General features: G+C 52.6%; 16 protein-coding genes. 10 read left to right on the forward strand and 6 right to left on the reverse strand.

Features of this window, described 5'->3' with window-relative positions:
- Positions 1–158: 158 nt before the first annotated feature.
- From HMPREF9141_RS06475 to HMPREF9141_RS06485, 3 genes are all read right to left on the reverse strand, one after another.
- Positions 159–566 (reverse strand): GtrA family protein, encoded by a 408-nt coding sequence (locus tag HMPREF9141_RS06475; protein ID WP_007367811.1) that lies wholly within the window; start codon positions 564–566, stop codon positions 159–161.
- A gap of 14 nt (positions 567–580) precedes the next feature.
- Positions 581–1,525, reverse strand: coding sequence for a glycosyltransferase family 2 protein (locus HMPREF9141_RS06480; RefSeq protein WP_007367812.1), 945 nt, complete (start codon positions 1,523–1,525; stop codon positions 581–583).
- A 124-nt stretch (positions 1,526–1,649) separates the two neighbouring features.
- Positions 1,650–2,429, reverse strand: coding sequence for a polysaccharide deacetylase family protein (locus HMPREF9141_RS06485; protein ID WP_007367813.1), 780 nt, complete (start codon positions 2,427–2,429; stop codon positions 1,650–1,652).
- 1,240 nt (positions 2,430–3,669) lie between these two features.
- Between HMPREF9141_RS06485 and HMPREF9141_RS06490 the strand changes: the two genes are divergently transcribed.
- The 5 genes from HMPREF9141_RS06490 to HMPREF9141_RS06510 all read left to right on the forward strand — a co-directional run bounded on the left by HMPREF9141_RS06490 (position 3,670) and on the right by HMPREF9141_RS06510 (position 10,292).
- Positions 3,670–4,668: a glycoside hydrolase family 16 protein gene (locus HMPREF9141_RS06490; protein ID WP_007367814.1), complete on the forward strand. Its 999-nt coding sequence runs from the start codon at positions 3,670–3,672 to the stop codon at positions 4,666–4,668.
- A 48-nt stretch (positions 4,669–4,716) separates the two neighbouring features.
- Complete coding sequence (locus tag HMPREF9141_RS06495) at positions 4,717–6,615, forward strand: 2-oxoacid:acceptor oxidoreductase subunit alpha (protein ID WP_007367815.1); 1,899 nt, start codon at positions 4,717–4,719, stop codon at positions 6,613–6,615.
- A gap of 129 nt (positions 6,616–6,744) precedes the next feature.
- On the forward strand, positions 6,745–7,752 hold the full coding sequence (locus HMPREF9141_RS06500) for a 2-oxoacid:ferredoxin oxidoreductase subunit beta (protein WP_007367816.1): 1,008 nt from the start codon (positions 6,745–6,747) through the stop codon (positions 7,750–7,752).
- A gap of 408 nt (positions 7,753–8,160) precedes the next feature.
- The gene (locus HMPREF9141_RS06505) at positions 8,161–8,994 is read left to right on the forward strand and encodes a LytTR family DNA-binding domain-containing protein (protein ID WP_174256066.1); all 834 of its coding nucleotides are present in this window, start codon (positions 8,161–8,163) and stop codon (positions 8,992–8,994) included.
- A 656-nt stretch (positions 8,995–9,650) separates the two neighbouring features.
- Positions 9,651–10,292, forward strand: a complete 642-nt coding sequence (locus tag HMPREF9141_RS06510) for a hypothetical protein (protein ID WP_007367818.1) — start codon at positions 9,651–9,653, stop codon at positions 10,290–10,292.
- Between the two features lie 150 nt (positions 10,293–10,442).
- Here HMPREF9141_RS06510 and upp read toward each other — a convergent pair whose 3' ends face one another.
- A complete protein-coding gene (upp, locus tag HMPREF9141_RS06515) occupies positions 10,443–11,102 on the reverse strand; it encodes a uracil phosphoribosyltransferase (RefSeq protein ID WP_007367819.1) in 660 nt (219 codons plus the stop codon).
- Positions 11,103–11,380: 278 nt separating this feature from the next.
- Here upp and pckA point away from each other — a divergent pair, with 278 nt between their 5' ends.
- Positions 11,381–12,994 (forward strand): phosphoenolpyruvate carboxykinase (ATP), encoded by a 1,614-nt coding sequence (gene pckA, locus HMPREF9141_RS06520; RefSeq protein ID WP_007367821.1) that lies wholly within the window; start codon positions 11,381–11,383, stop codon positions 12,992–12,994.
- A gap of 317 nt (positions 12,995–13,311) precedes the next feature.
- Here the strand turns inward: pckA and HMPREF9141_RS06525 are convergent, their stop codons facing one another.
- Positions 13,312–15,486, reverse strand: a complete 2,175-nt coding sequence (locus tag HMPREF9141_RS06525) for an outer membrane beta-barrel family protein (protein WP_040554627.1) — start codon at positions 15,484–15,486, stop codon at positions 13,312–13,314.
- A gap of 615 nt (positions 15,487–16,101) precedes the next feature.
- Here HMPREF9141_RS06525 and HMPREF9141_RS06530 point away from each other — a divergent pair.
- The 4 genes from HMPREF9141_RS06530 (at position 16,102) to HMPREF9141_RS06545 (ending at position 19,479) form a co-directional block, all read left to right on the forward strand.
- On the forward strand, positions 16,102–16,578 hold the full coding sequence (locus HMPREF9141_RS06530; protein ID WP_004353991.1) for an arginine repressor: 477 nt from the start codon (positions 16,102–16,104) through the stop codon (positions 16,576–16,578).
- Positions 16,579–16,629: 51 nt separating this feature from the next.
- Positions 16,630–16,830, forward strand: a complete 201-nt coding sequence (locus HMPREF9141_RS06535; RefSeq protein WP_007367823.1) for a PspC domain-containing protein — start codon at positions 16,630–16,632, stop codon at positions 16,828–16,830.
- A gap of 274 nt (positions 16,831–17,104) precedes the next feature.
- Positions 17,105–17,659, forward strand: a complete 555-nt coding sequence (locus tag HMPREF9141_RS06540) for a helix-turn-helix domain-containing protein (protein WP_007367824.1) — start codon at positions 17,105–17,107, stop codon at positions 17,657–17,659.
- Positions 17,660–17,805: 146 nt separating this feature from the next.
- Positions 17,806–19,479, forward strand: a complete 1,674-nt coding sequence (locus tag HMPREF9141_RS06545; RefSeq protein WP_040554629.1) for an AMP-binding protein — start codon at positions 17,806–17,808, stop codon at positions 19,477–19,479.
- 217 nt (positions 19,480–19,696) lie between these two features.
- On the opposite strand, the gene HMPREF9141_RS13695 is transcribed toward HMPREF9141_RS06545, so the two are convergent.
- Positions 19,697–19,876 (reverse strand): hypothetical protein (locus tag HMPREF9141_RS13695; RefSeq protein ID WP_040554631.1); only part of this gene is annotated, 180 nt, incomplete at its 5' end.

Here is a 19,876-nt window from a genome sequence, read left to right on the forward strand (position 1 = left end):
GGAAGAGCCAGACGGGCAGCCTGTCGGCTTTTATCGGCAGCTGAAAAGGCAGAGAACGGAAAAGACCATTTCATCGCTCGTCATGAGCGTTATGAAATGGTCTTTTCCGTATCAGTCTGTTGCCCGATATGCCGGCACGGACATTCCGGAAGGGTCTTCTATGCTTTCCTGATGAAGACAAGCCGGAGCAGAAGGAAGTTGATGGGGACGGCGATCACCATCACGAGGACCGGCGACAGCCACTTGCTGACGCCCGTCCACAGGAAAAGATGGAGCAGGCCGATTTCCAACAGGTAATTGACAATATGGCTGCCGGCAAAGCCCGCTGCATTGCATTTCGAGGGCCGTCCTCGGAAAGTGAAGTAGGTGGTCAGCCCATAGTTGCAGACGAGCCCCACGCCGTAACCCGCCGTGTAGGCAAGGGTCGTATTGGTGAAGAGCAGGCAGAGACAGTAGATGCCGTAATGGATGAGCGAACAGAGCGTACCCGTTATGCCGAAACGGAACACACGCCAGAAGTCCTTCTGCCACCGTTGCCACAATTCCTTGATGTGTTGTACTGCCATGGATAGAGCGGGCGTTAGTCGAGTATCTGGCTGATGTTGTAGAGCGGCCGGTGCTTCACCTCCTCATAGATCTTGGCGATGTAAAGCCCCACTGTGCCGATGGAGATCATCAGCATGGCGCCGACAAGCCAGATGCTGAGGATGAGCGAGGCCCAGCCTGCCACCTCCGTGTGACTGATGAAAGCGTGGATGACGTAGAGGCCGATGCCGAGACTGATGAGCAGGAAGAAGAAGCCCAGATAGATGACGTAGTAGATGGGCTTGACGGAGAACGACGTGATGCCGTCCAGTGCCAGCCCGAGCATCTTGTGCAGGGTGTATTTCGACCGGCCTGCCTCACGCTCGCTGATGTGGTCGTCGACAGTGGCGGACTTGAGGCCGAGCAGCGGGATCAGACCGCGCAGATAGAGGTTGCGCTCCTTGTAGCCGGCCAGCATCTCCAGTGCCCGGCGGCTCATCAGGCGGAAGTCGGCATGGTTGAAGATGCTGTTCACGCCCATCTTCTCCTGCAGACGGTAGAAGGCCTGCGCCGACATGCGCTTCAGCAGCGGGTCGGCTTTGCGCGACACCTTCACGCCATAGACGATGTCGTTGCCGGACAGGAAGTCGTCGACCATCTGCGGAATGCACGTCCTGTAATCGTCCTGCAGGTCGGCATCGAGGGTGATGACGGCATCCGCCCAGTCCTTCGCGGTCATCATTCCGGCCATGATGGCGTTCTGGTGCCCCACGTTGTTTGCGAGGTTGATGCCCCGTATGCGGGGATTCCGGCTGTGAAGGCGGGTGATGATTTCCCATGTGCGGTCGCGGCTGCCGTCGTTGACGAACACGATCACCGAATCGTCCGAAATCTTTTCCTGCCGGATCAACTCTTCGAAGAGAGCCGTAAGATGATCCGCCGACTGTTCCAAGACCTCTTCCTCATTGTAACAAGGAGAGACTGTTGCAAGTTTTATCATATCTGTATTCTGCCTTTTGGAGACAACTGTTCAGCAAACAGCCATCCGTATTTCGTATGTCTTGCCCTGTCCTTCCAGGAAAAGTCCGCCTGCCGAAGGTTACCGAGCCGTATGCGGAGAGGGCCTATTTCTTCTGACGGTTGACAAATTCATGGAAAGTGATGAACTCCTGACGGTCTGCCTTCATCGCCTTGATGAAGCGGTCGAGCCGCTGTTCCAGCTCATGCCCGCAGTGGTTCCTGATGATGAAGGGCATCTTGAACTCCGGATGTGCCTTGAGGCCGTAGAACTCCCAGGGATGGAAATAAGTCACGAAGTAGCCGTCGTGGCGCAGCACCTGGCGCACGAGGCGGTGATAGAACCACTCGGGGAAATTGTGCAGTGCCAGCCAGAAGAGCGGGATGCGCAGATGGGGACTGACGCTGGCAGGTATCTCCATGACCGGTCCCCGCATGAACCACGTGCGCGGTGTGGTAAGGTGCATGTAGCGGCCGGGGATGAAAGCGGGGTTGAGCGACGAGTTGTAAAGGAAGCCCGCCTGTTCGATGTCCGCATCGGAGACGGGGAACATACGGGGCTGGCGGTAGCCTGTGACCTTCACACCGGCGATGCGTTCGACGATTTCCTTGGACCGGAAGACATCATCCGGCTGTGGCCGCCAGTGGTCGACGCCGTGGCATCCCACTTCGTGTCCCTCCTTCCTGATGCGTTCTATCACTTCCGGTGCCTGCTCCGCAAAGTTGCCGGTGCAGAAGAAGGTGGCCCGTACGCCATTCGCCTTCAGGATGTCGAGGATGCGGTTCGTACCCGCCACGGAGACCTTCATGCCCTCTTCGAGCGGGAAGTCTACACCATGCTCGCGGGGAACATCGAACTCTTCCGTATCAAAACTTAGTAAAATCATATTCTGTTCTCCTTATTATAAGTTGCAAAGTTACATCTTTTATCTCAGATAGAAGAGAAGTTGAGGCAGGGAGTTGACAGTTAGGGAGAGTTAATTAGGTTCTTCCGTTCAATACGTGGATGCTTTTCGCATAGCTTTAACGGAAGAACCGAAGTGATTCATTCAACAGAGACATGGCCAGGACGGTCAACTTGTCTATCCTGTCATCCTCCTCCGATCCCCCCTTCATTATAATACGTTGAAAAGACAGATATGGTTTTGAAAAAGCATTACATAAATTCAAACAGATCATCTGCAAATATAAATAATATGTGCAAAAAAACAGGTTTGCAACCAGCAGTCAATCAGTTGGTTATCAAACCGTTCGTAAAAGGTGCTTGATTGGACTTCAAAAGGGCGTTGGTAACACGCTAAGAGAGCACCTGTTGCAGGTCAATCAGGCATCTTTCAGTAGCCAGAAGATCATGTGTCAGCTTGGAGTGCATGAAAACAGTTTACAAACACCGGTGATATGGAAATAAGTTGTCTGTGGAAGACGGAAAGACAGACTGATGGACAGGCATCGTATCCATTTGCCTTTCCTGCATTTTATCCTGTAGTTTATCTTCCTTTGTAAGACCATCTGATTTCGGACAGTCATACTCTGCAAGTGCATAAGCCTTTATTCTATTTTCAATCTACGCATTTAACGGAAGAACCGTTAATTAGGCGTTAGAGGAGTTGAGCCGGCGGCGGGATGCCCCTGTATGTCCTTCGGGATGATGACTGTCCGGCAAGACTTCAAGTCCGGGATTTCCATGGCTGGTTTCCTTTCAACCGGCGATTTCCCATTGTCTTTGTAACAGCAGCTCCCTGCATCGGATAAGGTACGTTCGCCTCTGGCTTTTGCTTCAGATCGTTTCCGTCCGGGCAACAGATTGCAGGCGTGTATGCCATTGGCACGACCGGTGTCGGGCATCGGTTGGAAGTTTCTGATGGTTTTATCGGGCTTTTTCACCGGCAACCTATAAAAATATTATTTTTCTCCTCAAAACATTTTGTTTTCTCAATATTATTTTGCACTTTTGTCCCCAGTTACACTGACATAAACAAAAGATAATCTATGGGAAGGACAAATCGGGCACACTGTGACGGAACGGGCAGGTCTGGGGGTACATCAGAAACCTGAAGAACGTGTATGCCGTGTATGTCTGTCCTGCATTCGCCGGGACGTGCCGCAAAGAGAAGTCCTCATCAGACCATGTTGGAAAAGAAGAAATACAGGTGCCTGCTCGCCATGCTCTTGATGGCATGGCATACGGTGGCCGTGTTTGCACAGACCGTGCAGACCGTGCAGACGGCTGCATGCTGCGGCGGCTGCCGTCCTGGCTACCGGCTTGTCTTCTGCGACGAGTTCAACGGGGCGGACGGTACGCTGCCTGACCCTAAGGTGTGGAAGTGCTGCAGGCGCCGCCCTCAGGTGACGTGGGCAAGATTCCTGAGCGATTCTCCTGATGTTGCTTTCATGAAGGATGGCAGCCTCGTTCTGCGTGCTGTCCCCGCTTCTGACGGATCAGCAGGCGAAGGTACGATGCGCACAGGCGGCATAGAGAGCAGCCAGAGTTTCGCTTTCCGTTTCGGGAGAGTGGAGTGCCGGGCGCTTGTCAACCCCTTCATCGGGAATTTCCCGGCGATATGGATGATGCCCAGAACGGATCTGAAATGGCCGCAGGGTGGGGAAATCGACATCTTCGAACAGATCAACGGCGAGCAGAAGGCGTACAGTACGGTACACTCCGCATGGACGAAGGGCCATCCTGGCGAACCGCACTCGGGCAACATCAGCCTGCCGATGGACCGTTACCATGTCTATGCGGTGGAGTGGGAGGAGGATGCGCTGACCTTTTATGCGGACGGCAGACAGCTGTATCAGTACGAAAAGCAGAATGACAGTCAGGAGCAGTGGCCGTTCGACAAGTCGGATTTCTACCTGATTCTCAACCAGTCGGTGGGCGACGGTTCGTGGGCGGACAAGCCCGATGCCGCACATACCTACGAGATGCGGGTCGACTGGATACGGGTCTATCAGAAGGAGAAGACGGGGACTTGTAGGAATGCGGTTCCTACGGAAAAGGATACTGGCGGTAAGGGCTTCTGTGCCTTGAGAACCGCAGGAAAGGGGGAGAAAGAAACGGATGAAAGGGGCGAAGCCCGTGCTGGAAGAGGACGGAAGTCCGGCGGCCGGCGGGCTTTCCCGTAAACAGATAATACAGAAACGATTTTACTAACATAAACAACGAAATAATCTATGGAAGAACAAATCGAAGTGAAAGAACTCGACAATGTTGTCGTACATTTCTCTGGCGACTCCGGTGATGGTATGCAGCTTGCTGGCAATATCTTCACTACGGTCTCGGCGACGGTGGGCAATGGCGTGTCTACATTCCCGGACTATCCGGCCGACATCCGTGCTCCGCAAGGTTCACTGACGGGTGTGAGCGGTTTCCAGGTGCACATCGGGGCAGGCAAGGTCTATACGCCGGGCGACCGCTGCGACGTGCTGGTGGCGATGAATGCGGCGGCTCTGAAGATGCAGTACAAGCATTGCAAACCCAGCGGGACAATCATCATTGACACCGACTCCTTCGGCCCGCGCGACCTTCAGAAGGCCGAGTTCCGCAGTGATGACTATCTGGGCGAGATGGGTATCGACCCCGACCGCGTCGTAGCCTGTCCGATCACGAAGATGGTGAAGGAGTGTCTGGCAGATTCGGGGATGGACAACAAGTCCATGCTGAAGTGCCGCAATATGTTTGCACTCGGTATTGTCTGCTGGCTGTTCAACCGTGACCTCACCTTGGTCAACAGCTTCCTCGAGAAGAAGTTCAAGAAGAAACCGGCCATTGCCGAGGCGAACATACGGGTCGTCGAAGCCGGTTACAACTACGGCCACAACGTCCATGCCTCCGTTCCCAACACCTATCGCATCGAGTCGAAGGTGAAGGAACCGGGACGTTATATGGATATTACGGGCAACAAGGCTACTGCCTATGGTCTGATGGCAGCGGCAGAGCGCGCCGGACTGCGCCTGTTCCTGGGTTCCTATCCCATCACGCCGGCAACCGACATCCTCCACGAACTGGCAAAGCACAAGTCGATGGGCGTGACGACCGTGCAGTGTGAGGACGAGATCGCAGGCTGCGCATCGGCCATCGGCGCCGCGTTTGCAGGCGCACTGGCTGCCACTTCCACCTCCGGACCGGGTATCTGCCTGAAGAGCGAGGCGATGAACCTTGCCGTCATCGACGAGCTGCCGCTGGTCATCATCGACGTACAGCGCGGCGGTCCGTCGACAGGTATGCCGACGAAGAGCGAGCAGACCGACCTCCTCCAGGTGTTATATGGCCGCAACGGAGAGAGCCCGATGCCCGTCATTGCAGCCACCAGTCCTACCGACTGTTTCGATGCTGCCTACCATGCCTGCAAGATCGCCTTGGAACACATGACACCGGTCGTGCTCCTTACCGATGCGTTCATCGCCAACGGCTCCTCGGCATGGAAGCTGCCGAACATTGACGAGCTTCCGGAGATCCACCCTCATTTCGCAACGGAAGACCAGAAGTACAAGTACAGTCCTTACAAGCGTGATCCGGAGACGCTGGCACGCTACTGGGCGATTCCGGGCACAGAGGGATATGCGCATATCCTCGGCGGACTGGAGAAGGACGGCGAGACCGGCAGCATCTCCACCGACCCCGAGAACCATGACCTGATGGACCACCTGCGCTGGGACAAGGTGGCGCGCATCCCCGTTCCCGACCTGAAAGTTCTGGGTGATGAAGCGGATGCCGACCTGCTCATCGTCGGTTTCGGAAGTACCTACGGCCATCTTTATTCAGCCATGGAGGAACTGCGCCGGAAAGGACACAAGGTGGCCCTGGCACAGTTCAAGTATGTGAACCCGCTGCCGAAGAATACGCCGGAAGTCCTCGCACGGTACAAGAAGGTGGTCGTTGCCGAGCAGAACCTCGGGCAGCTGGCGGCTCTCCTGCGTATCCGCATCAACAACTTCGCTCCTTACCAGTACAACCAGGTCAAGGGACAGCCTTTCGTCGTCAGCGATCTTGTCGCAACCTTTGAGAAGCTGCTCAAGGCTCCGCTGCCGAAAGAAGAGACCGGTACCTTCTATACGAAGATATTACAGTAAACGAGTAAAAAAGATAAAAGTGGTAGTTGGCAATTGACGGTCAGGGGGGATAAGAATCAAGAGCTGATAATCCCATCATTGCCTATCACCGCCCATTACCGCTTGACAACCCCTATAATTTAAACAGACATGAACCAATATACAGCACAAGATTTCAAGAAGGGACAGCCTCGTTGGTGTCCGGGCTGTGGCGACCATTTCTTCCTTGCAAGCCTGCAGAAGGCGATGGCGGAGTTAGGTGTTCCACCTTACGAGACAGCCGTTATCAGTGGTATCGGATGTTCAAGCCGATTGCCTTATTATGCGAACACATACGCCATGCAGACCATCCACGGCCGTGCAGCGGCCATCTCGACAGGCGCCAAGGTGACCAATCCGAACCTGACCATCTGGCAGGTGTCGGGCGACGGCGATGCCCTCGCCATCGGCGGAAACCACTTCATACACGCCATGCGCCGCAACATCGACCTGAACATGATCCTCCTGAACAACCGCATCTACGGTCTGACGAAGGGCCAGTACTCGCCGACCAGTCCGCGCGGTTTCGTCTCCAAGTCGAGTCCCTACGGTACGACCGAGGATCCTTTCCGCCCCGCCGAGCTTTGCTTCGGCGCACGCGGCAACTTCTTTGCACGCAGTGTGGCAAGCGACAACACGGAGACAATCGCCATTCTCAAGGCGGCCTACCAGCACAAGGGAGCTGCCGTGTGCGAGATTCTGCAGAACTGTGTCATCTTCAATGACGGGTGCCACAATTCCGTTTACACCTCTGCGGGAAGGAAAGAGAACGCCATCTACGTCAAACATGGCGAACCGCTCGTATTCGGTCCTAATCAGGAGTACGGTCTCATGCAGGAAGGATTCGGCCTGAAAGTGGTGAAGATCGGTGAGAACGGCATCACTCGGGACGACATCCTCGTCCATGATGCGCACTGTCAGGACAATACCCTGCAGCTGAAACTTGCCATGATGAGCAACGAGAACGGTTTTCCGATTGCCCTCGGTGTCATCCGTGATGTAGAAGCTCCTACCTACGATGCCGCCGTCAACCGGCAGATTGAAGAGGTAAAGGCCAGGAAACCTTACCATACCTTCATGGAGATGCTGGAGACAAACGACATCTGGGAAGTTCAATAGCCTGCCATGCAGGTTGCGGTATGCCCGGTGTACCGTGACCTGAAATCCGATGGGAGATGGATGCCGGTGACGGGTGTCTGTCTCCTTTTTGTATTGCATAACCGTCCGGTAAAACCTTCATGTCGTGTTTCCCCATGCGTAATCTCCTCTCTGCCGGACAATCCCTCATTGCCTTCCAGTCGAAGTTGTCCTCGGCTGCATGTTCCGCAGCCTTCTTCCAGTTGATGGCGAGGATATAGTCCTTGTCGTTATGAGAGGCGTTGACCTCGGACGTTCCGGAGGGTGTCAGGCATGAAAGGACAGGGAACGCCGTCCTTTCCGGATGCAGGTGCGTCCGGACATAAGACTTGCAGGAAAGGGGGAAAAAGCGTAACTTTGCAGGCAGACAACAACCCTTTAAGTAAAATCATGAGCAGACTGTCATCCTTCCTCCGCAGCAGGTGTACATTGCAGGGAAATGCCGCCTCCTGGCGCACGAGTGTTGCGTCAGGAGGCGGCATTTTCCTGTTTCTCTATCTTCTGCAGCCGTTCGGGATCAGCCAGTACCGGGGCAGTATTTTCCTGATGTGCCTGGGCTTCGGCATGCTGACCGCCTGTGTCCTGTGGCTGGGTTCAGTCCTTTTCTTCAAGACGCTGTCGTACAGGAAAATCCCGGTGACCAACGGACATCAGATTCTGTACAGTATCGGCATTGAACTGGCCATGGCAGTCTCCATGACGGTCTACGCCGCCTTCTTTTTCCATATCCCGTTGACGGGAAGGCTGTTCTGGGTCTTCTTTTACTGGACTTTCCTTGTCTGGGTGATCGTCACGGGCATTTTTACGCTGATCAACTACAACCGGATGCTGAACGGCAGACTGGAAGAGCTGATACGGAAGACCACCGACGAGCAGGCGGGCATCGTCATCACGCTGCACGACCAGAACCTGCGGGGATCCGACCTCACCCTGCCTGTCAACGACCTGCTGTACATCGAAGCGAGGAAGAACAACGTCTGTGTGTGTTACAGGAATGAAGGCAAAACGGTGAAAACCGAACTTCGTTCGACGCTGACGGCGCTGAAAGCGGCTCTTCCCTACGACAACATCTTCCAGTGCCACCGTTCGTTTCTTGTGAACATCAACAACATCAGCTCTGCCAAAGGCAATTCCAACGGTTACCAGCTGCGTCTCTCCGGCTGCGATGACACCGTCCCGGTCTCCCGCACCTTTGTCCCCGGACTCCGCCGATTCGTCGGTTGACGGGTTGCCCATGGTGTGATGGAAAGGGCAGGGGCGGTCTGCCCGTTGCGGGGAGGAAGCCTTTATGTTTCGGCAGACGGTCCGGTCGTCGCCCTTGCCGGAATAGACCGGGAATAGATGCGATGGGGAGCATTGACACTGCAGCCTTCCGCAACCCGCTTCCCTCCCGGCGGCATATTGCAGGAGAGTTGTCCCTCGACACGTCTGGTGTTGACGGCCAGCACAATGTGTATCGGGCATCAACACATCGGCAGAAGGTGGCTATGTCTGCTCCTTGTCACCATCAGTCTGCTCCTTGTCACCATCATATAGATGGTAAAGGGGGCAATGTGTATTCGGGAGAATGTTTACCGGACCGTAATAATCTCTTTTCCATCTTTTTAATGGTAATCAATGAAAATGAAGATGTATGAAAAGCATATTCTGGAAAATCCATGCTGGTCTGATCCTACAGTTCAGCTGCCATATCAACTTTTGACACACCCTCTCGGGGTGGCAGGGGTTCTTAGTCATTCGTCCCGGAACATGGCATTTCAGCGGGCCGGATAGCTGTACAGCCCGTATTCTCGTTGTCTGTCCCCGGTATTTGGAGGCAGCCGGAAGGTTTCATACTTTTGCAGCGAAGATTTATGTTTCACTTGTTAAATTCAAAGCGTATGAAAACTTTAGTTTCTAAACTCGTCGTTATCGTTGCCCTTATGTGTGCAGCCAGTGTGAATGCCCAGGATGCCCGTCCGTCTGACAGACAGCTGGAGGCGGCATTAAGCAAGGTGAATGGCGATGAGGCGGTGTCCGTCGTGAAAGGGATGGATGAACTGAAACGGATAGAGAAGCAGGATCCTGATGCGTGGCTGCCCGTCTATTACCGGACGCTCTTTGCCCTCCAGTATGCCGTCCGTTTCCCGCAGGACGGTTATTCCACGTTGTTCCTGGATGCAGTGAAGGATGATGTCGAAGCCCTGCAGTCGAAGGAGGGTGTCGACCGTTCGGAGGTGTTGACGCTCAAAGGGCTTTATTATACGGCTCTCATCGTGCGGAATCCTTCCGTCAATGGGAAGCGGTATTGTGTGGATGCCATCATTGCCTTCAAGTCGGCAATAGGTGTCAATCCGGAGAATCCCCGCGCCCGCCTGCTTCTTTACATCTTCTTCGACCAGATGAGCAAGGCCACCGGGAAGCCCACTATGAACGGGCCGGAGGACCTGGCGACCATCAGGCAGCTCTTTGTGAAGGAGAAGCCGATGGGGCTGCGTCCTGCATGGGGCATTAATCTGATCGACTGTTATGGGCTGAGGTAGAGGAGAGCCTGCCCAAGGGTTCTTTTCGGCCTATGTGGCAGGCGTTGGCAGGCGGTGATGGGCGATTATCCTGACCGGCTTCCGTAGGCACTCCCCCTCTTTCGTGTTGGGGGAGGCCTTTCCCCCTTTCGTGTTGGGGAAGGCCTTTCCCTAAATCTTTTCGCCGTAGCACAGGTCGCCTGCATCGCCGAATCCCGGGACGATGTACTGATGCTCGTTCAGGCCTTCGTCAATGGCTGCGCACCAGATGGTCGTGGAATCCTCGGGGAATGTCTTGCGGATGTGTGCGATGCCTTCCGGCGTGGCCAGCAGGCAGGCTACGTGTACGTGGCGGGGCGTTCCCTTCGAGAGGATGGCTTTGTAGCCCAGTTCCATGGAACCGCCGGTGGCCAGCATCGGGTCGGCAATGATGAGGGTCTTGCCGTTGATGTCAGGTGTGGCGAGGTACTCCACGTGGATGCCCACCACGTGGTGGGCAGCATCCTTATATTCACGATAAGCGCTGACAAAAGCATTGCCAGCGTGGTCGAAGATGTTGAGGAAGCCATTGTGGAAAGGAAGTCCGGCGCGGAAGATGGTGGCCAGGACGATTCTGTCGGTCGGCACGTTGACCTGTGCGGTGCCCAGCGGTGTGGTGACCTGCTTGGACTCGTAGTTCAGTGTCTTGGAGATTTCAAATGCCTCGAACTCGCCGATGCGCATCACGTTGTTGCGGAAGAGCAGCCGGTTCTTCTGATAGTCCTTGTCTCGGATTTCTGCTAAATACTGGTTGATGATAGAGTTCTGATCCGAAAAATTAATGATTTCCATTCTTTATCTTAGGTGTTATAGATGTGCGGGTTAAGAAACCCGCTGTGCAAAATTTCGGCAAATTTAAGAAATAATCTGAAGTTTTGCAAAGTCTGATTTACAAATATACCAGCACCAGCAATTATTTTAATATCTTTAACCTTATCAGGCAACACTTTGCTGCTTTTTATCAGCTATTTTTTTTGGCGAATTTAATATTTATATTACCTTTGCGGTGTCCTTTTACGGGATCTGTTGACAGTGCAGAATCAAGTTTCAACTAAATACATTTATAAGAAATGGCAAAGTTTGACAAGAGCGTACTTGAGAAGTACGGAATTACAGGTACTACAGAAGTACTTTACAATCCTTCTTACGAGGTGTTGTTCAATGAGGAGACAAAAGAGGGCCTTGAGGGCTTCGAGGTAGGTCAGGAAACAGAACTCGGTGCAATCAACGTTAAGACCGGTATCTACACTGGCCGTTCTCCTAAGGATAAGTTCATCGTTGATGACGAGACTTCTCACGACACAGTATGGTGGGATTCCGAAGAATACCACAACGACAACCACCGTGCAACCAAGGAGGCATGGGCAGCTGTAAAGGATATTGCGAAGAAGGAACTTTCAAACAAGCGTCTTTTCGTAGTTGACGGTTTCTGCGGAACACACAAGGATACACGTATGAAGATCCGTTTCATCGTGGAGGTTGCATGGCAGGCTCACTTCGTTACAAACATGTTCATCCGTCCGAAGAGCGAGGCTGACTTCGACCAGGAGCCTGACTTCATTGTCTACAACGCTTCAAAGGCAAAGGTGGAGAACTGGAAGGAACTCGGTCTGCACTCTGAGACTGCCGTTGTCTTCAACGTTACTTCCAAGGAGCAGGTCATCATCAACACCTGGTACGGCGGCGAGATGAAGAAGGGTATGTTCTCTATGATGAACTACTTCCTGCCGTTGAAGGGCATCGCTGCTATGCACTGTTCTGCCAATACCGATATGAAGGGTGAGAACACAGCTATCTTCTTCGGTCTTTCCGGTACAGGTAAGACGACTCTTTCTACCGATCCGAAGCGTAAGCTCATCGGTGACGACGAGCACGGATGGGACGACAAGGGTGTCTTCAACTTCGAGGGTGGCTGCTATGCAAAGGTCATCAATCTCGACAAGGAATCGGAGCCGGACATCTACGGTGCCATTACACGTGACGCACTGCTCGAGAACGTAACGGTTGACGAGGACGGCAAGATCGACTTCGCTGACAAGAGCGTAACCGAGAACACACGTGTTTCTTACCCGATCTACCATATCAAGAACATCCAGCGTCCGGAGTCTCAGGGTCCGGCTGCAAAGCAGGTTATCTTCCTGTCAGCTGACGCATTCGGCGTACTGCCTCCTGTATCTATCCTGAGCGCAGAGCAGACCAAGTATTACTTCCTCTCCGGCTTCACAGCCAAGCTGGCCGGTACAGAGCGCGGCATCACCGAACCGACACCGACATTCTCCGCTTGCTTCGGTCAGGCTTTCCTGGAGCTGCACCCGACAAAGTATGCTGAGGAGCTGGTCAAGAAGATGCAGAAGAGCGGTGCCAAGGCTTACTTGGTCAACACCGGCTGGAACGGTACCGGCAAGCGTATCTCTATCCGCGATACACGTGGTATCATCGACGCTATCCTGAACCACTCCATCGATGCTGCTCCGACCAAGCAGATTCCTTACTTCAACTTCACGGTTCCTACGAAGCTCGAAGGTGTCGCTACCGAGATTCTCGATCCGCGCGACACTTACAAGGATGCAGCCCAGTGGGATGAGAAGGCCAAGGATCTTGCTGCCCGCTTCATCAAGAACTTCGCGAAGTACGAGAACAACGAAGCCGGCAAGGCTCTCGTTGCAGCTGGTCCGCAGCTCTAAGTCTTCCGGTTACATTTTCTGTAATCAGATATAAAGTACAAAGTCCTGTCCACACGGTGTGGCCAGGACTTTGGTGTTTATAAGGATGCCCTGTGTCAGATCAAGGTTCCCGGCTGTCGGGAAACAGGTACAGGGTCTTGCTTTCGGATATTTGACATCATTTCTATTGCAGGTCTAAGGCCTCTATTACAGGTCTGAGACCTCCGCAAAAGTCTTTTTACATCCGAAAACCACTGTTGATAACCGATGGTCTATGTTATGATCTCGACATTTTAATGGAGTTCTGCAGAGGTTTCGGTTGTTCTGCGAACTGTTTTTCATTTCTTCACGCCACCCACCAGGTCGTCGTTCTGAATACTCCGTTCTGCTTTCTTCACGCTTGCCTTCAGTTTGCCGAAGCTCCATGAAGCACGGATACCGAAAACTCTCGTCTTGTCCCAGGAGAGGTTATAGCCGGTGTAATCTCCATGTACGGTGCGATACCTGTATTTTTCACGGGTGGTGAAGGGCATGTTGGCGTAGACTGCCACTGACAGGCGGTCGTTGAGGAAGCTGCGGTTGATCGTGAATCTGTAGTTATGCCATCTTGCTTCATAGGCGTAAGGACCACGGATGGGGCGACCGCATTGCAGGGCAAGGCTGGTGTCGAAGTGCAGTTCCCAGGGGAGTTTCTGTCCATAGTCCAGAAAGACGGAGCCTGACCACCCCTTGTTCTCCACTTCGGGGGCAGGCACTGCAATCCTTGCATATTTTGCGGAAGCGTTCAGACTCAGCGTTGTCCCTCTGAAAGGCTGCCACCGGGTGTATGTCAAAAGACCGGCTTCCCTCCGCTTCTGCACATTTCCGTAGGTCGACACGATTGTCCGCCCTTCGACGTAACGGATGTCTGTAATACCGTTGTTGGTGAAGTCGTAATACGGAGTCAGGTTCAGTGTCAGCTTCCGGGCATTCAGCATGTAGCTGATCTGCAGCTTCTGGTTGCGGCTGCTTCCCAGGCTGGCATTTCCATACTGACGGGTGTTCGGCGAACTGATGACGGCGGGATTGAGGTAAGTGATGCCCGGACGGTTGATGCTGGTGCTGTAGCTGATTTTCATCGACTGGGTATCTGTCATCTTGTATTGCAGACTCATCGAAGGCACCCAGTCGTTGAGACGGGCATGGAAACTGTTGTTGCTCCCATCGGGATATTCCCCTTTCATGTAGCTGTATTCGTATCTCAGACCGGTGCGTGCCGACCATTTACCCGCAGTGACAAGGTAGGAAAGATAAGCTGCGGCCACCTGTGTACCGTGTTTGAAGTGGGTGTCAACGTCGGTTGCCGTACCGGTGTAATCTATGAAGGTAAGGCTGTTGTTGTGACGGAGGATGTATTTCAGGCCGCTTTCCAGCTTGTGGTGTTTCCCGAATGGACGTACATAGTCAACCTGGAACGTGTGCTCGCTGAAGTGTTCACGGCTGTTGAGATCGTACCCGGTATAGGAAACGGGCATATTCACAGCATTGCAGTATTCCTCCCGGCTGGTGTTATGCCGTCGTGTGGCAGCCAGCATATAGGACAAGGTCAGTACTTCTCCGTCAAGATGTGTCTTGTGTTGATAGTCGAGGCGTCCGCCGAAATTCAGGTAAGCGTATTCTGGCGTATAAGATCTGCGGTCGTATTGATAGATAAGACTGCCGTCTTTGTCCCGGCGTTCGTGTGTCCCATGGGCATTGTTGTCCATCGCATATCCGAATCCGGATGCAGATGCGCTCAGGAGGTTGAGCGAGTCAATTTCGTAACTGGCACTGATGTCGCCGATGTGTATATTGTATTTTGTCGAGCTGTTCTGGCTGGCAAACGACCGTTCGCCGCTCTCTATGTAGTGATAGGCCGCCTCCGAGCCGCCCTCGCTCTGCTTTGCGCTCTGATAGTATTCATTGTAGCTGACGGTAGTCGTGAGCTTCCCTGTTTTCGTGGTCAGGTAAGCCCCCGCACCCATTGACCCCCATGTATTGGCAGAAAGGTTCACGTTGCCCGACACCCCTTGCAGTCTTGTGTCGTTTGTCATGACGATGTTGAGGATAGCCGTCGTCCCTTCGGCATCATATCTGGCACCGGGATCGGTGATGACCTCGATTTTCTTGATGTTGGAGGCAGGGAGTGCCTTTAGAATCTCCTTGAGGTTCTGCCCCGAGAAACCAGGGTCGGGATGTCCGTTCTTGTACACCTTGAAGCTGGAAGAGCCCTGTACCTTGATGTTCTCCTGTCCGTCAACAGACACGAACGGAATCTGTTTGAGTATCTCCAGAGTGGATTTTGTCTTCGCTGTCTCGTCATGCTGGACATCGTAGGTCAGCCTGTCGATATCGTTCCTGACCAGTTGCCGGCGGCGGGTCACGACTACTTCGTCCATTTTCTGTGTCCTGACGGAGTCTGTGCGGTTCGTGTTCTGTGCCGTCAGAGCTGTCGCTGAAAGGCAGGCAGCAAGGATCAACAGTTTCTTTCGCATGGTGAATCGTACTTTATCATTAGTAGTATAGGCTGCAAAGTTAGCTTTTTTCCCCATGAAAAGCAACTTTCCTGCAATAAATCTCCATAGGTCTGTATGAAAATGGAAGAATGGGAGTGTCCCCCCACTGTTCTCTGGAAAAGCCCCCTTTCATCAAGAAGGTTACGTTAGTTTCCGGCAGTACAACTCTTCTTCCACTGCAGCTTGCTCCCATCCCGGCAGCATATTGTAAGCGTGCGAGCCCTCAGTGCGCCTGGTATCCACTGACAACACAATATGTGATGACCCTCAGCACATCGGCAGGAGGTGGAAAAATCGGTTCATTCCTGTTACTATCTTATATACAGTAAGAGGCTGATGACTGACTTATGTGGGAAATGTTTACCGGACAGCAATGTCTGTCTTTATACAGAGGAAGGCAGCCGGAATGGTTGCCCTTCCGTAAGGGGGGGACAGATTTATACGTATTTCTGGTAGTGCTTTACAGGAGAAAGGTTTCGGAATGGCTGTCTTGAAACCGAAAAATGTAGTTTCTGATGTATTATGGATGCTTATTGTTTGTGTTTTTGAGCTTTATTGTATAATTTTGCATTCAGGCAGGAATAAGTATACGGAATGAAGGTAAAGAACAGTAGACTTGAAGCATTGAAAATGCTCATATCAAGTATGGAACTCGGTTCCCAGGAAGAATTGTTGCGTGCGCTTGAGCAGGAAGGGTTCAGGCTGACGCAGGCGACGCTGAGCCGTGACCTCAAGCAGTTGAAGGTGGCGAAGGCTGCCTCGATGAATGGAAAGTATGTCTATGTCCTGCCGAATGAAACGATGTACCGGCGTGTCACCACGCCCCGGAAGGCTACGGAGATGCTGCAGCGCAGTGGTTACGTCTCCGTGAACATATCGGGACAGCTGGCGATCGTCAAGACACGGCCGGGCTATGCCAGTGCGATAGCCTATGACATTGACTGCTGTGACTCGCCTTATATATTAGGGTCGATTGCCGGTGACGATACCATCTTTGTGGCAATCCGTGAGGGGGCGACACGCGGGCAGGTACTGGAAGCCCTGTCGTACGTGATTCCCGAGATAGGATAGCACCGGATGTCGTTTGCAGAATGTGTAATATTCATCAACAGGTTTTGAAGTATGTATAACAAACGCTTAGTACGTGTCACTGACAATGTCTGGATAGCAGGTGTCTGTGCCGGGCTTGCCGATTTTTTTGGTTTCGACAGGGATGCTGCCCGCATTGTCTGGCTGCTGCTCACGCTTTTTACCGCAGGTTTCCCCGGGCTGATTCTCTATATTGCCTTGTGGCTGCTGATGCCGGTGTCAGATGGCCGGTGAAGGAGGTATGGTCCTACATCTCGTCAATTCAGTGATGTCCGGTTCTGCCCTTTTCCCATTGTATCCAGGTGTTGACTGTGGGGCGTGTTCTCTCTCTTGAGGAAGGAAAAACGACAGGATTGAGTTGGGACGGGCCGTTTTTTATGCACACATGATCATCGTGTGTGTATTTTTCTGTTTATTTTGTCGGTTTAATAGTGAAAATACAACACTTTTTATCTCCATTATTATTTTATTTGTTACTTTTGTGGCGAAAAAAGCATTGTGTTGATTTATGGATGAAGCGCTGAAGCAAATAGGGGAAAGATTGAAAGGTTTACGCGAGTCATTGGAGGTCTCCGTGCAGGAGATGGCGGAAACGTGTGGCGTAACGGAAGAAAAATACCTGAAAATGGAGGGCGGTGAAAGCGACCTGGCGGTCAGCCGGCTGTATAAGCTCTCACGGAAATACGGTATTTCGCTTGATGTGCTGATGTTCGGCGAGGAACCCCGGATGGGGGCTTATTTCCTTACTCGTAACGGAAAGGGAATGAGTGTCGAGCGCAGGGAAGCCTATAAGTATCAGAGTCTGGCAAGTGGTTTCCGCGGCAGGAAGGCTGATCCTTTCCTGGTGACGGTAGAACCGAAGTCGGATGACGAGCCTGTAGACATGGATACGCATTCCGGGCAGGAATTTGATATGGTGTGGCAGGGACGTATGGCTCTTACCTTGGGTGGAAAACATTTTGTTCTTGAACCGGGTGATACCATTTATTTCGATGCCAGTCAGCCACATTGTATGCGGGCGTTGGACAACAGGACACTGAAGTTCCTGGCAATTATCTTTTAGATTTCCCGGATTCTGCTTCTGAATCCGGCATTGTGTATAAGGTTGTAAGCGCAGGTGTCTCTGGTATCGGCGGTCAGACGGGAATATCGGATCTGCCAGCGGGCCGCCTGCTTCCATTTCTAAAAACGAATATTCAGAATAACAAGATGATAGAAAGATATTTAACCCAGACTCAATTCTCTTCAGAGGAAGATTTCCGAGAGCATCTGCATTTCATAGTCCCTGATACTTTCAACTTCGCTTATGATGTCATGGATGAATGGGCAAAGGAAGCACCGGACAAACTTGCGCTTCTCTGGACCAGTGAGCGTGGTGAAGAGGTAAAGACCACCTTTGCCGGTTTCAAGGAGCAGACCGACCGTACAGCGGCTTACTTCCTCAGTCTTGGCATCAGCCGTGGCGACAAGGTGATGCTCATTCTCAAACGGCATTACCAGTGGTGGCTTGCGATGATGGCGTTGTGCAAAATCGGTGCGGTGGCCATCCCTGCTACCCATATGCTTACGAAGAAGGACATTGTCTACCGCAACCGGCGTGCTTCCGTGAAGGCAATTATATGTGTGAACGACGAATATGTCACAACGCAGGTCAGGCAGTCTGTCCTGGAGAGCCCGACGGTTGAAGTACTCGTAGCCGTCAATTCCATGGTGCAGAGGGACAGTCCTGTGCCAGAGGGATTTCACGACTGGCATAAGGAATGGCCGGAGGCACCGGCATTCGTCCGTCCTGAAGAGGTGAATACGAACGGGGATACGATGCTGATGTATTTCACCAGCGGTACCAGTGGTGAACCGAAGATGGTGGCGCATGATTATCTCTATGCGCTGGGGCATCTCGTCACAGGTGTCTTCTGGCACAATCTGGACGGGAACGGCATCCATCTTACCGTGGCAGATACGGGATGGGGAAAGGCTGTCTGGGGAAAGCTGTACGGACAGTGGTTTGCCGGTGCGACGGTCTTCGTTTATGATCACGAGAAGTTCACGGCAGGAAAGATCATGAGAGTGATGGAGAAATACCGTGTCACGTCTTTCTGTGCTCCCCCCACCATCTACCGTTTCATGATACAGGAGGATTTCGCAAAGTACGACCTCTCTGCGCTGGAATACTGTACCACGGCCGGCGAGGCACTTGAGCCTGCCGTTTACCAGAAATTCTTCAACCTTACGGGAATCCGGATGATGGAAGGTTTCGGACAGACCGAAACTACCATGACCCTTGGCACATTCCCCTGGATCAAACCGAAGCCGGGAAGCATGGGGAAACCGAACCCGCAGTATGACATCAGACTGCTGAAGCCGGACGGGTCTGTCTGTGAGGATGGCGAGAAGGGCGAAATCTGCATCGATACCAGTGCAGGAAAGCCAATCGGGCTTTTTAAAGGATATTACCGTGATCCGGAACTGACAGAGAGGGCATGGCATGATGGTCTTTATTATACCGGCGACATTGCCTGGCGAGACGAGGACGGATATTATTGGTTTGTGGGCCGTGCCGATGATGTCATTAAAAGTTCAGGTTATCGCATTGGGCCGTTTGAGGTGGAAAGTGCGTTGATGACGCATCCGGCTGTTGTCGAGTGTGCTGTGACCGGCGTGCCCGATGTGGTGCGCGGTATGGTCGTCAAGGCAACCATTGTTCTCGCTGACGAATGGAGAAGCAAGGCAGGTGATGCTCTCGTAAAAGAACTGCAGAATCACGTCAAGCATGAAACGGCACCTTACAAGTACCCTCGTATCATCGAGTTTGTCGATGCCCTTCCGAAGACTATCTCCGGCAAGATTCGCCGGGTGGAGATCCGAGAACGCGATAATCGGTAGCCTGTCCTTTCTGTTGGCTTTACATTTGGGGGTAAGCCTTTGGAGTAAGTTCTGTCTTGTGGCTTGATGAAAGAACTGTACAGATTTATTATATTAAGGTATAAATAGTTTTTCAGGGCTGACATTTGTAATAAAATATGAAAAAGCGTACTTTCGTGAAAGTTTTTCCCCGAAACATTTGGTGCGTATGTTTTTTCTTTATACCTTTGCACTCGCTTTACGAAACGAGCCGCACGGCTTGTTCCGTCGGCACAGAAAGAAAGAGTTCTTTGAAAGGATTTACATAGACAGAGAAGTAGTACAAGAAGCGTCTGCGCGGCATGCGTGCCGTGCGGACGGGTAAAAGAAACGAACCGATCAATTCGGCATCAGGGCAGGCATTCTGGCTTCCGCCATT

Origin of the sequence: Prevotella multiformis DSM 16608 (assembly GCF_000191065.1) — a bacterium.
GTDB classification, from domain to species: Bacteria; Bacteroidota; Bacteroidia; order Bacteroidales; family Bacteroidaceae; genus Prevotella; species Prevotella multiformis.